This window comes from Bryobacter aggregatus MPL3 (assembly GCF_000702445.1).
Lineage (GTDB): Bacteria > Acidobacteriota > Terriglobia > Bryobacterales > Bryobacteraceae > Bryobacter > Bryobacter aggregatus.
In genome coordinates, this window is the sequence record NZ_JNIF01000003.1 from 585,264 (window position 1) to 600,170 (window position 14,907).

General features: G+C 59.3%; 13 protein-coding genes. 8 read left to right on the plus strand and 5 right to left on the minus strand.

What is annotated here, in order from left to right:
- Positions 1-18 precede the first annotated feature (18 nt).
- Positions 19-585 carry a quinol:electron acceptor oxidoreductase subunit ActD gene (locus M017_RS0103155; protein ID WP_031495725.1) on the plus strand — a complete coding sequence of 189 codons (567 nt, stop codon included), beginning with the start codon at positions 19-21 and terminating at the stop codon, positions 583-585.
- Here M017_RS0103155 and M017_RS0103160 read toward each other — a convergent pair.
- From M017_RS0103160 to M017_RS0103170, 3 genes are read right to left on the minus strand one after another with little or no spacing between them, the layout of a single operon-like run.
- Complete coding sequence (locus tag M017_RS0103160; RefSeq protein WP_031495727.1) at positions 582-3,065, minus strand: U32 family peptidase; 2,484 nt, start codon at positions 3,063-3,065, stop codon at positions 582-584. The two genes, M017_RS0103155 and M017_RS0103160, sit on opposite strands and share 4 nt — an antisense overlap.
- 4 nt (positions 3,066-3,069) lie before the next feature.
- Positions 3,070-4,023, minus strand: coding sequence for a cysteine synthase A (gene cysK / locus M017_RS0103165; protein ID WP_031495728.1), 954 nt, complete (start codon positions 4,021-4,023; stop codon positions 3,070-3,072).
- A 3-nt stretch (positions 4,024-4,026) separates the two neighbouring features.
- The gene (locus tag M017_RS0103170) at positions 4,027-4,437 is read right to left on the minus strand and encodes an RrF2 family transcriptional regulator (RefSeq protein ID WP_031495729.1); all 411 of its coding nucleotides are present in this window, start codon (positions 4,435-4,437) and stop codon (positions 4,027-4,029) included.
- 35 nt (positions 4,438-4,472) lie between these two features.
- Between M017_RS0103170 and M017_RS0103175 the strand changes: the two genes are divergently transcribed.
- From M017_RS0103175 to M017_RS0103195, 5 genes are all read left to right on the plus strand, one after another.
- Complete coding sequence (locus tag M017_RS0103175; RefSeq protein ID WP_080507470.1) at positions 4,473-5,627, plus strand: mandelate racemase/muconate lactonizing enzyme family protein; 1,155 nt, start codon at positions 4,473-4,475, stop codon at positions 5,625-5,627.
- 5 nt (positions 5,628-5,632) lie between these two features.
- Positions 5,633-6,805, plus strand: coding sequence for a tyrosine--tRNA ligase (gene tyrS / locus M017_RS0103180; RefSeq protein WP_031495733.1), 1,173 nt, complete (start codon positions 5,633-5,635; stop codon positions 6,803-6,805).
- Between the two features lie 9 nt (positions 6,806-6,814).
- Entirely contained in the window at positions 6,815-7,660 is an 846-nt protein-coding gene (gene folP / locus M017_RS0103185) for a dihydropteroate synthase (protein WP_035957633.1), read from the plus strand.
- A 164-nt stretch (positions 7,661-7,824) separates the two neighbouring features.
- Positions 7,825-10,245, plus strand: coding sequence for a DNA gyrase subunit A (gene gyrA, locus M017_RS0103190; protein WP_051670551.1), 2,421 nt, complete (start codon positions 7,825-7,827; stop codon positions 10,243-10,245).
- Between the two features lie 4 nt (positions 10,246-10,249).
- Entirely contained in the window at positions 10,250-11,323 is a 1,074-nt protein-coding gene (locus tag M017_RS0103195) for a YncE family protein (protein WP_051669464.1), read from the plus strand.
- Here M017_RS0103195 and rsgA read toward each other — a convergent pair.
- Positions 11,314-12,330 (minus strand): ribosome small subunit-dependent GTPase A, encoded by a 1,017-nt coding sequence (gene rsgA / locus M017_RS0103200; protein WP_031495739.1) that lies wholly within the window; start codon positions 12,328-12,330, stop codon positions 11,314-11,316. The genes M017_RS0103195 and rsgA overlap by 10 nt on opposite strands.
- 147 nt (positions 12,331-12,477) lie before the next feature.
- On the opposite strand from rsgA, the gene larE reads away from it, so the two are divergent.
- The gene (larE, locus tag M017_RS0103205; RefSeq protein ID WP_031495740.1) at positions 12,478-13,359 is read left to right on the plus strand and encodes an ATP-dependent sacrificial sulfur transferase LarE; all 882 of its coding nucleotides are present in this window, start codon (positions 12,478-12,480) and stop codon (positions 13,357-13,359) included.
- Positions 13,360-13,462: 103 nt separating this feature from the next.
- On the plus strand, positions 13,463-13,669 hold the full coding sequence (locus M017_RS0103210; RefSeq protein WP_031495741.1) for a Flp family type IVb pilin: 207 nt from the start codon (positions 13,463-13,465) through the stop codon (positions 13,667-13,669).
- A 35-nt stretch (positions 13,670-13,704) separates the two neighbouring features.
- On the opposite strand, the gene M017_RS0103215 is transcribed toward M017_RS0103210, so the two are convergent.
- On the minus strand, positions 13,705-14,856 hold the full coding sequence (locus M017_RS0103215; RefSeq protein ID WP_162179824.1) for a glycosyltransferase family 87 protein: 1,152 nt from the start codon (positions 14,854-14,856) through the stop codon (positions 13,705-13,707).
- Positions 14,857-14,907: the final 51 nt, after the last annotated feature.

Here is a 14,907-nt window from a genome sequence, read left to right on the forward strand (position 1 = left end):
AAAGGGTAGGAGAACACAATGAGTAAGAATACATCTGTCTATGGGATCTTTCACACACGCGTCGGTGTGGAGAATGCAATCGATCAGCTTCGGGCGCATGGCTTCCGTTCCGCCGATATCTCGGTCCTGATGCCTGAGAATGTTGGGAACAAAGATATTGGGACGGAGAAGACTTCAAAAGCTCCGGAAGCAGCGGCCGCAGCCGGCGCCACAGGCGCGGTGGCGGGTGGGGTGTTGGGATGGCTGGTGGGCATTGGCGCCCTGGCGATCCCCGGAGTCGGTCCTTTCATTGCGGCGGGTCCAATCATGGCCGCACTTGCAGGGGTCGGCGCCGGGGCAGCGGTGGGCGGCCTCGGAGGAGCGCTCATCGGTGCCGGCATCCCGGAGTACGAGGTCAAACGTTATGAAGGCCGGGTCAAAGAGGGTGGGATTCTGATGTCCATCCACTGCGATAACGCAGAATGGGTCACCCGTGCCATAGACCTTCTCAAGAAGATGGGTGCGGTCGATATCGCCAGCAGCGGCGAAGCAGGGGCAGACTATGCGCAAACCGAGCGTCCCATCCTGACCGGACCGCAAGTCTAAAGAATTTGGAACACAGCATCCTTTTTGGGGATGTGAAGGCTGCCTTCCGTAAGACCCGCAGGCTGGACCTGTCGAATCAGGCGGTCCAGGTCAGCGGGTCTGCTTTTGTTGGCCAGTAAGTCGCGAAAACCGTCCGCAATCTGCCGGATCTGCTCCGCGCTTTCATGGACAAATTCCAGACGGAAGTGCGCAATCCCGATCCGCTTCCAATTGGCGACATGCGCGGCGCCAGACTGCGCCTCCGCGCCAAAGACCGTATTGCGGCACCCCACGTCGGCAACCAGCGGATGCTCCCGCCCCTGCTCATCGCGCAAGGTCACTTCATGGTGTTCACAAGGCCGGCCGCAATCGAGATAGGAAGTCCCTTCGGAAAGAAAGCGGCAGAATACGCAATGCTCGGTATGGAATACCGGCAGATGCTGGTATGCGACAACTTCGATGCGATTCGCCCCCGCCAGACGGGCCAATTCCACCAATTGCGCGGCATTGAGATCATGCGTCGGCGTGAGGCGGTCGAGCCCCATTTCGAGCAGCATCCGCGCAGAAACCGCATTGGCCGCATTCAAGCTGAAGTCCCCGATCAATCCCTGTACGTGGCGTTGCTGGAGGCGATCGAGCAAGCCTGCGGCACGCACCAGAATCTGGCAATCGAGCTTCACCAGGAAGTCGGCAATCTTCTCCTCGCCCGGCTTCAACACCCGCGGACTCGCCACACGCACCGGCACGCCACTGGCGCGCACATGTTCGACTGCGGGCCGAAGCCCATATAAATCGAGGTAGTCCAACGTAATACTCGCCGGCTGCGCCGCAATGGCGGCCTCGAGTTGCTTCGGGCTCCGGATCAGGAGATGCAATTGCGCTTGCTGCGCAGGCAAAGGCGGCGCCACAGGGGAAACAAAATGATAAGGAGTCACGTGGCGCACCACCGGCTCGTTGGCGAAGGCTTCCAGCTTCTCCACTGCCTCACGCCGCATCTGGTTCAGCATCGAGACGGGAACAAAGGGCTCGCCTGCAATCGAGGCTTGCAGCTCCCGCAGCTCGAAAATCGTGTTTCCGAGCCGGCTGAATTGAGCAGCCAAAGTCTCCTGCGATAACCCTTGCTGTTGCGCACGCACCAGCGGCCCGCCAGACTCCACCAGCACTTCTTGCCCGCACTTCCAGTAACTGCGGAGTGGCTCGCCCACCTTTGCCTCCACCCGCACATCCACACTGCGCTTACGCAGAGGCTTGCTCAGTTCCGTCCATTGGCGGGCAAAGCGGTCCACCTCGGCATCATGCGAACGCCAGAGTAGATCGCCCACGCGAATCCGATCAAAGCGAATGGCGCCATTCGCGAATTCCAGCTCGAGCGTCCGTCCCCCCAGCGGGCGCAGCGCATAGATGCGGCCGCCTTCTTCGGCCTCCTGCGGGCTCCGCCAGTCGGCGGCATCCAACACCACGCCATCGCCCAGTTTCAACGGCGCGACGGCATGCGCGTCGTTGACCGTCACCTGAATCGAATGATCGCCTACGCGGCTCACCCGTCCCATCAACACGCCGCGATGCCGCGGGCCACGGCCCTGCACCACCGTCTGATGATTTGTGCCGCTCAGGAAGAAAGGCCCCAGCCCGCGCGAATACACCTGTTCCAAACGAATCTTCTCGATCGGATCGCGCGCCTTCTCGATGCCCTTCCAGGCCTCATCCAGTGCCTGGCGATAGGCCTGCGTCGTGATCGCGACATACTCGGCGTCCTTGTAGCGGCCTTCGATCTTCAGCGAAGCAATGCCCAAGGGCAGCAGCTTCGGAATCCAATCAAGGGTATAGAGATCGCCAGGGCTCAGCAGATAACGCGCATCACCGAGCGGGGTCTCCACCCCATCGACCATCAGTTCATACGGCAGGCGGCAAGCCTGCGCACACTGCCCGCGATTCGCACTGCGCCCTCCCCAGGCCTCGGAGCTAAAGCACTGTCCGGAATAAGCAACGCAAAGCGCCCCGTGGACAAAGATCTCCAGCTCGCAATCGGTCTCCGAACGAATCTTGGCAATCTCTTCCAGCGACAACTCCCGCGCCAGATTCACGCGCCGGGCTCCCAGGCGCTGCGCCAGACGCACGCCATCGGCGCTGGTGATGCTCATCTGTGTGCTGCCGTGGATCTCGAGATCGGGCGCAATCTGTTGCACCAGCGAGCAGACGCCCAGATCCTGCACAATGATTGCGTCCACACCGGCCCGCGCAATCGTCTCGATCGCCTTCGCCGCCTCAGCAAGCTCCGTATCAAAAACGAGCGTGTTGAAGGTCACGTAGCCCTTGACCCCACGGCGATGCAGCTCCGCCATTGCGGTCGGTAATTCTTCCACGGTGAAACCCACTTTTGCGCGAGCGGAAAAGTGGGTCAGACCGAAGTAGACACTGTCTGCGCCCGCCTCGACGGCGGCTCGCAGTTGCGGCCAGTGCCCAGCCGGACTCATGATCTCGGGCTTGCGCACTGGACTCATAAAACTAGTCGACAAGCCCCTCAAACAGGACGCTCGTCAGATAGCGTTCGCCGGCATCGGGAAGCACAACAACGATCGTCTTGCCCTTATGCTCCGGCAGCTTGGCCAGACGCACGGCAGCCGCCGCAGCAGCGCCACAGGAGATGCCACAAAGGATGCCTTCTTCCTTCGCCAGACGGCGGGCCATCTCGACGGACTCTTCGTTCGTCACCTGCTCCACCTGATCGACCATCGCCAGATCGAGAGTGCCCGGAATAAAGCCCGCGCCAATGCCCTGGATCTTATGCGGCCCCGGCTTCACCGGCTCATGATTGCGGGTCTGGGTAATCACCGGGCTATGCGCAGGCTCTACGGCAACATTGAGGGTCTTCTTGGACTGCTCCTTCAAAAACTTCCCAACGCCGCTGATCGTACCCCCTGTGCCCACTCCGGCAACAAAAATATCGACGCCTCCATCGGTGTCTTCCCAGATCTCCGGGCCCGTTGTGCGGTAGTGGATCGCCGGGTTCGCCGGGTTCTGGAACTGTTGCAGCAGCACGTAATGATCGGGATCGCTCGCCTTGATCTTCTCGGCTTCTTCAATGGCGCCACGCATGCCGGCCGGGCCAGGAGTAAGAATCAGCTTCGCGCCAAAGGCCTTCAGCACCTTGCGGCGCTCGATCGACATCGTCTCGGGCATGGTGAGCGTGATCGGAATGCCGCGTGCCGCCGCGACAAAGGCCAGCGCGATGCCGGTGTTGCCGGAAGTGGGCTCCACCAACTCCTTGCCAGGCCCAAGCAGCCCCTTCTCTTCCGCATCCCACACCATCGAGGCGCCAATGCGGCACTTCACGCTATAGGCGGGGTTGCGGCCTTCAATTTTGGCCAGCACCGTCGCGCCCGCACCCTCCGTCACGCGGTTCAGGCGAATGAGCGGCGTACGGCCGATCGAAAGCGAATTATCCGAAAACACATGCATGATCTAGATCTCCCAATTTGCTACGTATTGGCTTTGTTTCGTCTGCCAGGATTCAGCCAGCTGCTGAAAACTCGTACTGCCGAGCGTGGCTTGCACAGCCTCGTCTACCTGCTGCCACATCTCCTCAAAACCAGCGGCGCCGAGCCTCCGGTCATTGGGGCCATCAACGTGGCGAATCACTTCACCCACCATAATTTGCGCGGCCGGACGCGCCAGCATATAGCCGCCGTCCGCACCTCGCCGGGATTCCACAAACCCACCCTGCTTGAGATTCGACAGGATGAGCTCGAGAAATTTCTGAGGAATTTTCTGTCGCTTCGCAATATCGGCAATCCGAATGGGCTCGCCGGCTGGCTGTGTCGCCAGGTCAAATACCGCCTGCAATGCGTACTCGGCTTTCACCGAGATCTTCATGGTTCAATCTCTCCTAAACCTATAGACTATCTCGTATGCGACGCCGGGACCTACTGAAATTCATAGCAAGCCCCATTCTTGCCGCCAGTCCGGTGAAGATCACAGGCCTCGATACACACCGCTGCCGGATGGATGGCCGCGAATATCTCTTCGTCGAAGTGAAAACCGACGCGGGCATCATCGGCCTCGGAGAAGCCTCCTTGCCTGCCCGCATCCAGATTACCGAAGAGGCAGTCCGCTGGCTCGAGCCGCGCTTGAAAGGCCTCGACCCGGCTGGCATCGAAGCACACTGGAATCGCCTCTACTACCAGGAGAACCGCTGGCGCGATGGCAGCGTGTTGATGACCGCACTCAGCGCCATCGACATCGCCTTGTGGGACATCGAAGGCAAGCGGCTTGGTGTTCCCGTATGGCGGCTGCTCGGCGGCAACAACCAAAAGCCGATGCGTGTCTACTGGAGCCACTGGAGCGCCAATCTGTCACCACGCACTCCAGAAACCATTGCCGAACTGGCCCGCAAAACCGTCGCCGAGGGCTGGACCACGGTCAAGTGGGTGATTCCGCGCGCCGATTCCGAGCAAGCCCGCCTGCGCCAGGTGGTCAGCGAAATCGAAGCCATCCGCAAGGCGGTCAGCATGTCGCTCGACATTTGTCTTGAGATGTACGAGACCTATTCGATGCGCTCGGCCCTCGATCTGGCCCGCGCCGTAGCCCCATTGAAGGTAATGTTCCTCGAAGAGCCGGTATGGCGCGAAAGCAATCTCGCCCTCGGCCAGATTGCCGCCCAAAGCCCGGTCCCACTCGCCGGTGGCGAGGGTTTGCTGAACCGCTGGCAGTTTCGCGACTTGCTTGAAGCACGCGGCGCCATGATTGTGCAACCGGATGTGATCCACTGCGGCGGCATCACCGAAATCCGCAAGATCGCCGCGCTCGCCGAAGTCTACGGCGCCGAAGTCGCGCCCCACATGTGGTACGGCCCCATCGGGCACATGGCAAGCATGCAGTCGATGGCAGGAGTCCGCAGCTATCTGATGAGCGAGTGGGATGGCAACAATATGAGACGTCTGCACGAGCTCACCGGCGGCACCCTGCCGCTCGTCGAAAAGGGTCATGTCACACTGCCTGACCGGCCCGGTCTCGGCCTGACGATGGATTTCAGCGACTGGAAGAGACGCTTCCCCTACAATTGATAGCAGTGCTTTCGATTGAAGAACAGCTCGTTTACTTGCGTAAGGGCTTTGCAGAAATCATCCGAGAAGAAGACCTGAAGGACCGGCTGGAGCTGGCCCAGAAGGAGGGACGCCCCCTGCGCGTCAAAGCTGGCTTTGACCCCACCGCTCCCGACCTCCACCTCGGACACACCGTTTTGATCCGGAAAATGAAGCATTTTCAGGACATGGGTCACACCGTGATCTTCCTGATTGGCGACATGACCGGCTTGATCGGCGACCCCACAGGACGCAACGCAATGCGCCCGCCCATGACTCGCGAAGAGTTAGCCAAGAACGCCGAAACCTACCAGGCGCAGATTTTCAAACTCCTTGACCCGGCCAAGACCGAGCTGCGTTTTAACAGCGAATGGCTCGAAAAACTCGGCTACGAGCAGATCATCCGCCTCACCTCGCATTACACGCTCGCCCGCTTGCTCGAGCGCGACGACTTCTCCAAGCGCTACAAAGACGGCATTCCGATCAGCGTCCACGAGTTGCTCTATCCGCTCGCCCAAGCCTACGATTCGGTCGCCTTGCAATGCGACGTCGAGTTGGGCGGCACCGATCAGAAGTTCAATCTGCTGGTGGGCCGCGCCATCCAGCAGGACTACGGGCAGTTGCCGCAGATTGTCGCGACCGTGCCGATCCTCGAAGGCCTCGACGGCGTCGAGAAGATGTCCAAGTCCAAGGGAAATTATGTCGGCATTACCGAGCCGCCAACCGATATGTTCCGCAAGCTGATGAACATGCCGGACGCGCTGGTGCCCCGCTACTATGAGTTGTTGACCGATCTTCCGCTCCAGGAAATCGCGCAACTCGACCCGCTGACCGCAAAGAAAGATCTCGCCTGGAGAATCGTGCGCGATTTCCACGGGCTCAACGAGGCAACGCGCGTTGCCGAGTCCTGGGGAAGCGTACCGCTGCCAGAGAATCATGCTGAGGCAAGCGACCCGCGCATCAATCGCATCCTCGTTGCCGCTGGCTTGGCCAGCAGTGTCGGCGATGCAGACCGCCTGATCAAGGGCGGCGCCGTAAAAGCCGGCAATTCGGTGACGCTTGAGGCGATTACCAGCCCGGCACAAAAGATGGAAGCCGGCGAATTCGTAATCCGGGTTGGCAAACGCTACCGGTGGATTCGTCTGGCAGTTGGAAATTAGGAATTTCGTATGGCCATTATTCGACGGAACATTGACTGGAAATTGAAGTCGCGCACGCTGCGGCTTGGCCAGCGGACCTTTATCGTTGCCCCGATCGCTCTGTCGCCCTCGAGCGACGGCACGAAGAATCAGGATCCGGAGCGCATCCTCGCCCGCGCATTGCAACTGGACGCCCAAGGGGCCGACGTCATCGACCTTGGCGCCGAACCCACTCGCGCCGAAGACACGCCCCTGCCGGCGGAAGAAGAATTGAAGCGGCTGCTCCCTGTCCTGAAGCGCCTCAAGAACAAGCTGAATGTCCCCATCTGCGTCAGCACCTATAAGGCTGCCGTTGCCGATGAAGTGCTGAAGATGGGCGCCGAGATCATCAACGATCCCAGCGGCCTCACCTGGGAGCCGATCCTCGCCAAGACGATCATGAACCACGACGCGGGCCTGATCCTGAATCACATGCGTGGCCGCCCCAACACCTGGGGCAAGCTGCCGCCGGCCAAAGACGTCATCGGCGTCATTGCCAAGGACATGGACGCCGCCGTACACCGCGCGCTGCGCGCTGGCATTGAAAAATTCCGGCTGGTCATCGATCCGGGCCTGAGCTTTGGCAAGCGCAAGGAACAGAACTACGAGATCCTCGGCCGCCTCAGCGTACTCGGCGGCATCGGCGTGCCGGTGATGGTGGGACCGACCAAAAAGTTGCTGGTGGAGAAGGCCAATGAGCGCGAGCTCGAGTTCGCCGGAGCAGCAGGCGTGACGGCAGCAATTCTGAGCGGCGCCTACATCGTGCGCGTGCACGATCTGGAGGCAATCAAGCCCGTCATCGCGGTGGCGGACGGCATTCTCAACCAGTGGCGCTAAGCCCTGATAAACATTGGCTGAAATGCTAAAATAGCGGGTTGGCAAACGATACGGAAAATCCACAGACTCCCGGCGGGAAGCCGCCCGGCGGCAACGATCCGGCCGCACAGTTGCCTTTAGGCGAAAACCCGAAGAATCACATTCCGATCAACATCGAAGACGAGATGAAGCGGTCTTATCTCGACTATGCGATGAGCGTCATCATCGGGCGTGCCCTGCCCGATATCCGCGACGGACTGAAGCCTGTACACCGGCGCATTCTCTTCTCGATGAACGAGATGGGCCTGCAGTTCAACCGCCCCACGCGCAAATGCGCGCGTGTCTGTGGCGACGTCTTGGGTAAGTACCACCCGCACGGCGAAGGCTCCGTCTATGACGCTCTCGTCCGCATGGCGCAGCCCTTCTCCTTGCGCTATCCCTTGATCACCGGCCAAGGCAACTTTGGCTCGGTCGACGGCGACCCGCCCGCCGCCATGCGTTATACCGAAGCAAAGCTCTCGAAAATCGCCGGCCAGTTGATGGACGATCTCGATAAGGAAACCGTCGACTTCAAACCGAACTTCGACGAAACCGAGCAAGAGCCGGAATACTTCCCCACCGTCGTCCCTAACCTGCTGTTGAACGGTTCCTCGGGCATCGCCGTCGGCATGGCCACCAACATCCCTCCACACAACCTGACGGAAGTGATGAAGGGCCTGATCGCGATGGTGGACAACCCGAAGATCACCCTGCCTGAGATGCTCCAGCTCATCACCGGGCCGGACTTCCCCACCGGCGGCCTCATCCTCGGCCGTCAGGGCATCTACGACTGCTACACGCGCGGCCGCGGCTCCATCAAGATGCGCGCCAAGGCCTTTACCGAGAAGCTCGGCAAAGACCGCGAGAGCATTGTCATCACCGAGATCCCCTTCCAGGTGAACAAAGCGAAGCTGATCACCGATATCGCCGCCCTGGTCAATGAGAAGAAGATCGACGGCATCTCCGACGTCCGCGACGAGAGTGACCGCGAGGGCATGCGCATTGTCCTCGAACTGAAGCGCAACGAACATCCCGAAGTCATCCTGAACCAGTTGTACAAGATGACGCAGATGCAGATGAATTTTGGCGCGATCATGCTCGCCATCGTCAATGGCCAGCCGCGTGAGCTGGGGCTGCTCGACATCCTCAAGCACTTTATCGAGCATCGCGCCGAAGTGGTCCGTCGCAGAACCGACTTCTTGCTGCGCAAGGCGCGCGATCGCGAACACATCTTGCTCGGCTTCAAGAAGGCGCTCGACAACCTCGACCGCATCATCGAACTGATCCGTGCCGCCAAGAACCCGCGCGAAGCCCGCGACGGCCTGATCACCGAATTTGAGTTCTCCGACCGCCAAGCCCAGGCGATCATCGAACTGCAACTCCAGCGCCTCACCGGCATGGAACAGCAGAAGATCCTCGATGAGCTCGCTGAAATTCAGCGCCGCATTGCGGAATATCTTGAAATCCTCGGCAGCGAGAAGGTACTGCGCGCCCTGATCGTCAAGGAATTCCAGGAAGTGCTCGACACCTTCGGCGACGACCGCCGTACGGAAATTATCGAAGACACCGGCGAGATCAATATTGAAGATCTGGTGCAGGTGGAAGACGTCGCCGTCACCGTGACGCGCGGCGGCTATCTGAAGCGCACCACGGTCGACACCTATCGCCGCCAGACCCGCGGCGGCAAGGGCCGCATCGGCATGGGCACCCGCGCCGAAGACGTTGTCGAGCATCTGATCATCGCCTCGACTCACGATTACCTGTTGATCTTCACCTCCAAGGGCCGTGTGTATTGGTTGAAGGTGTACAACATCCCCGATGCCGGCACCGTCGGCAAGGGCAAGAACATCAACGGCCTGATCAATCTGCAGCCAGACGAAGAAGTGAAGGCCTTCCTGCCCGTGAAGCAATTCACCGCGGACCGCTTCATTGTGATGGTGACCAAATATGGCGTCATCAAGCGTACCGAGCTGACAGACTTCAGCAACCCGATGGCCCGCGGCATCATTGCCTGCACTCTCGACGAAAACGACGAACTGATCTCGGCCAAGATCTCGAACGGTCAGAACCAGATCTTCCTCGCTTCCCGCGAAGGCATGGCCGCCCGCTTCGGTGAAGAAGAAGTCCGCTCGATGGGCCGTCAGGCGCGCGGCGTCACCGCCATGAAGCTCGAGAAGGACGACTACCTGATCTCCGCCGAAGTGGTGGACGAATCAGCGCTCATGCTCGCCATCTCAGAGAACGGCTTCGGCAAGCGCACCAAGCTCACCGACTACCGCCACTCCGGACGCGCCGTCAAGGGCGTGATCAACATGAAGGTGACCAACAAGACCGGCAAGGTGGTCGCCACTATGCCGATCAAGGAAGACTCCGACGTGATGATCATCACCAAGGATGGCCAGATCATTCGCATCGAGTCGATGAAGATCCGCCAGAGTGGCCGTAGCGCTCAGGGCGTCAAACTCGTCGATGTCAATGAAGGCGATAAGGTCGCCAGCGCGGGAGCCATTCCCGAGTCTGACGAACATCAGCCCGACGATGCGCAGGGTAGCCTGCTGAAGGATTAGTTCGATGCTGTATCAACTTGTGGTTCTGGGGGCGCTCGCGGCATACGCGCAGATGCCCCCCGTGATTGACCCGAAGAATATCTATTCCGAGACGAGTGTCGGAAAGCTGAAGGAAAGCGTCAAGCGCTTTCCTTCCCTGATCTATATCCCCCACACCCGCGACAACACGGTGTGGGTTTACGATCCTGCGAAAAAGCAGTTCATCAATAAATTCAGCGTCGGCAAGGGCAAGAACGTTGAGCCGCAGCATGTGGTTCCTTCCTGGGACATGCAGCGGATTTTCGCGACCAATGACCTGAACGACACGCTCGCCGAGATTGACCCGATGACCGGCAAGCTGCTGAAGATCCATCGCGTTGACGACCCCTACAACATGTATTACACCCCCGACGGCAAGTACATGGTGGTGATGGCCGAGCGCATGCGCCGCATCGACTTACGCGACCCGAACACCCTCAAGCTGGTCAAGAGCATCAAGGTACCCTGCAAGGGCGTCAACCATGCCGACTACTCTGCCGACGGCCGCTATTTCATTGCCAGCTGCGAGTTTTCCGGCCAGCTCGTCAAGATCGACATGGTGAAGTACGAACTGATGGGCACTCTCGATCTGCCCGGTGGCGGGATGCCGCAGGATACACGAGTCGCCCCCGACGGACGCACTTTCTATATCGCCGACATGATGAAGCATGGGATGCACGTTGTCGACGGCGACACCTTCAAGCTCATCACCTTTATCCCCACCGGCAAAGGCTGCCATGGCCTGTATCCCAGCCGCGACGCGAAGCAGTTGTACATCACCAATCGCGGCGAGGGCACCATCTCGATCATGGACTTCGCCACGCGCAAGCTCGTCGACCGTTGGATCATTCCTGGTGGCGGATCGCCGGACATGGGCGGGGTCTCTGCCGACGGGAAAATGTTCTGGATCTCCGGCCGTTACCACAAAGAAATTTATGGTTTCGACACGACAACCGGCAAACTGGCAGAACGCATCAAGGTCGGCAATGGGCCGCACGGCTTGTGCGTCTTCCCACAACCTGGTCGCTATTCGCTTGGCCACACCGGCAACTACCGCTGAGCATCGCGGAGTGCTTTTTGCAGTACCTTACTCCGCTTCTTCTCGATGAGCGCGGCCTGGAGCATCAACTCCCGCTCCTGGTCCTCGCTCTCGTGACGCAGTTTATGGAAGGCCTGGAGGCGCGTGGGATCGATCCGATCCACTACCGCGCATCCAGGCTCTCCCTCATGGCGGCAATCGCGAAAGCGGCAATCTACCGCTGCCGCCAGAATGTCTTCAAAGGTCGCCACCACCACCGTCTCCCCGCTCAAAAGCTGCAGTTCCCGAATCCCCGGTAAATCCATCAGCAGCCAACCCTGTGGCAGTTGAAATAATTCCCGGGAAGTCGTCGTATGAAAGCCGCGGCTATCGGACTCACGCACACTCTGCGTCGGCTGCCGCTCCTCTCCCAAAAGCCGGTTCAGAATGGTCGATTTCCCTGCTCCGGACGAACCCACCATCGCCGCCGTCTCGTTGGTGCCCATCTGCTGCCCGAGCACGTCGAGTCCTCTCGCTTCCGTCGCACTCATCGCAAACACTGGAATCTCACCCACCACGGCCCGCGTCTGGGCCGCCAGGCTTTCTACTTCAGAAGAAAGGTCTGCTTTGTTGAGAAGGATGACCGGTCGCACGCCGCCCTCGCGGGCCAGCACAACATAACGCTCAAGACGGCGCAGGTTGAAGTCGTGATCGAGGCCCGCCACGATGAACAGAACATCGATGTTGGTCGCCAGAATCTGTGGCCTTAAGCCGCCCCCCGGATCTTTCCGCGCAATCAGACTCTTGCGCTCGAGTACGCGGAGAATCGAATTGCCTTCGCTCAAAAGAACCCAATCGCCGGTGATCGGCCATAAAGGATCGCTTTGTTGGCGTAGAGTGCCGCTGATGGTGGCCTGCACTGCGCCCGCCTCGGTCCAGACCAGATAACGATCGCGCTGCGACTGCGCAACGCGGCCAGGAGTAAATCGGTCGCTGGCGTCCATTTGCCGTGCAAAATGGTCCTGCCAGCCAATTGATTCGAGATTCATTGGAAATTGCCTTTGTGCGTGATCAACCTCACGCGAGGGGTCTGCGTTGGATGAAAAATATCGAAATAGAGTTCCGATTAGGCAAGCGCCAACATAGGCAATACCAAATTCAGAAATTAGCACAGCTTGGCCCCATATAATAGGGGCATGGCAAGTCTGGTGGCGATCGCAGGCACCCTGGAGAGCAAAAAGAAGTTGGACCCCGAGCAACTGCTCCCCAAAGAGCAGCATCTGGTCGCGCTGTTGCGGGACATGAAGCGGGTTCTCATCGCGTACTCCGGTGGAACGGATTCCGCCTATCTCGCCTGGGCTGCAAAGATTGCGCTCGGAGAGGAAGCCGTCGCGATCACCGCGGACTCCCCGTCGATCCCCGAATCACACAAACGGGACGCCGTCGCCTTCGCTCAGGCGCACGGCATCCGGCACGAAATGATTCCCACCAGCGAGTTTGAAAACCCGGACTACGTGGCCAACAATCCCGATCGTTGCTTCCACTGCAAAGACGAGCTCTTTCGTGTGATGGATCAAATTGCCACCCAGCGCGGTTTTGAGCACATCGTCTACGGCGTCAATGTCGATGACTTGGGCGACTACCGGCCCGGCCAGAGCGCCGCCAAACTCCACCAGGTGAAATCGCCGCTGGTCGATGCAGGCATGAGCAAAGCCGAAATCCGCGAGCTTTCACGCTTGGCGGGCCTCGAGACCTGGGACCGTCCCGCCGCCGCCTGCCTCAGCTCCAGAATCCCCTACGGCACCGCAGTCACCCCCGAACGAATTCAGGTAATTGAGCAGGGAGAGGAACAGGTAAAAGCCTTAGGCTTCCGGCAATTCCGGGTCCGGTACCATGAATCGTTAGTACGGATTGAAATTTCTCCTGAGGAATTGGACCTCGCCCTCAACCGATCTTGTGCCGAGGCGCTGACAAAGATCTTTAAGTCCCTTGGTTTTCATTACGTTACTCTCGATTTGGAAGGTTACCGGCAGGGTTCTTTGAACGCAGGCCTTAGCCCTAAAATGAGTATTACCTAGTTCCTCATCTAGGGTGTTCCTTGGATTGGTGCAGAACTCAAGTAACGTTACTCTCGGTCATGTGGTGCTACGGCGCCGCACAATTGGAGAGGAGACAAACAAAATGAACAAACTTAAGAATCTGGTGTGGAACCTCCGCATCATCAAGGACACCAAGGGCCAGGACCTGATCGAATACGCTCTCATGGCGGGTTTCGTCGCGGTTGCAGCCGGTGCGATTATGCCGAACGTGGCCACCAGCATCAGCACGATCTTCAGCAAGGTTGCGAGCACGATGTCCGGCGCTGCCAACACTGGCTCGGCTTCCTAGTCCACCACTTCACAACAAAATTTACCGGGAAGGGCTCAAGCTGCGGCTTGGGCCCTTTTCCTTTGTAGCAGCCCGGCCGCGCTTTGCATCGCCATCCCGGTGAGGAGCACCACGGGGATCAAAGCCAGAATCCCAGCCCAGGGCGGCGGAAATGCGGTCGATAAGTAAAGAGGCGGCACCAGTAACAGGAATCCGGCCCATTTCACTGCTCCCGTCGCACCCTCGCTCAGCAAAACCACCAACGGAAACAGCGTAAACGCCAGATCATACTGGAATGAATGTGGCACGGCAAGAATCGCGCCGAGTTGTGCCGCTAACAGGGCCTTGGGCCAAGGCAGGCGCAAGGCACAGACGGCAAAGCACCCCAAGACAAAGATCAATCCCACCCACCACAACGATCCGATTCCCAGATTGGCAAATAAACCCTGCAGATTCGGCATCAGGGTGAGCCCGGGAGTCATTCGATCCAGATCCTGCCGCCGGAGCAGTGCAATGTAGCTCTCCCACCCGGCCACACCATCGAGAGCAAAATCCAAGCCAAGCGTCAGCACCGACACCCCTAGAAAGCCCTGGAGCAGCGCCCACTGCCTGCCAAGTACCATAGCCACCGGTACCAGGAGCAAAAGATGCCACTTGGCCAGACAGAGTGCCAGGATAGCTCCCGACCAAAACGCATAGCCGCTCTGGTACAAATACACGCTCAGAGCGGCCAGAAAGGTCATCCATCCGGTGTCCTGGCCATGGGCAATACCCGCGGGCAGCGGAAAGAAGAACGCGGTCAGCATGAGGATCTCAGCTTGGTAGCGCAGCACCAGCAGCCACCAGGTGCCCAGCAGGCCCAGAATCTGCACTCCCTGCCAGATCCACAAAGCCTGTTCCTCCGGGAACTTCGCGAGCGGCCGGAAGATCTCGGCATAATAGCGTGGCCGGGGAAAGGGAACCACAACCGTCATCGCTGGTTGTACCTTCTCCTGGTACTCCTTTTGGACCCGGTGATCATGCAGACGGGCGCCATCCCCCGCATTCAACTGCGCCCCTGCCGCATAAAAGCCCAGAAAATCGTTGACCAGGGTGTTTTTGTGGAACACAATCGCCATCGCGCTGTAGAACACCACGGAGATCAACACCACCAAACCAACCCCAGCCCAGCGCAGGAAGGAATTAAACGTACTAGGAGTATTCCTCATCAAAAAGCCATCCAGTACCATAGACCGGCTTGGGGCCAACTCGTTACTCTT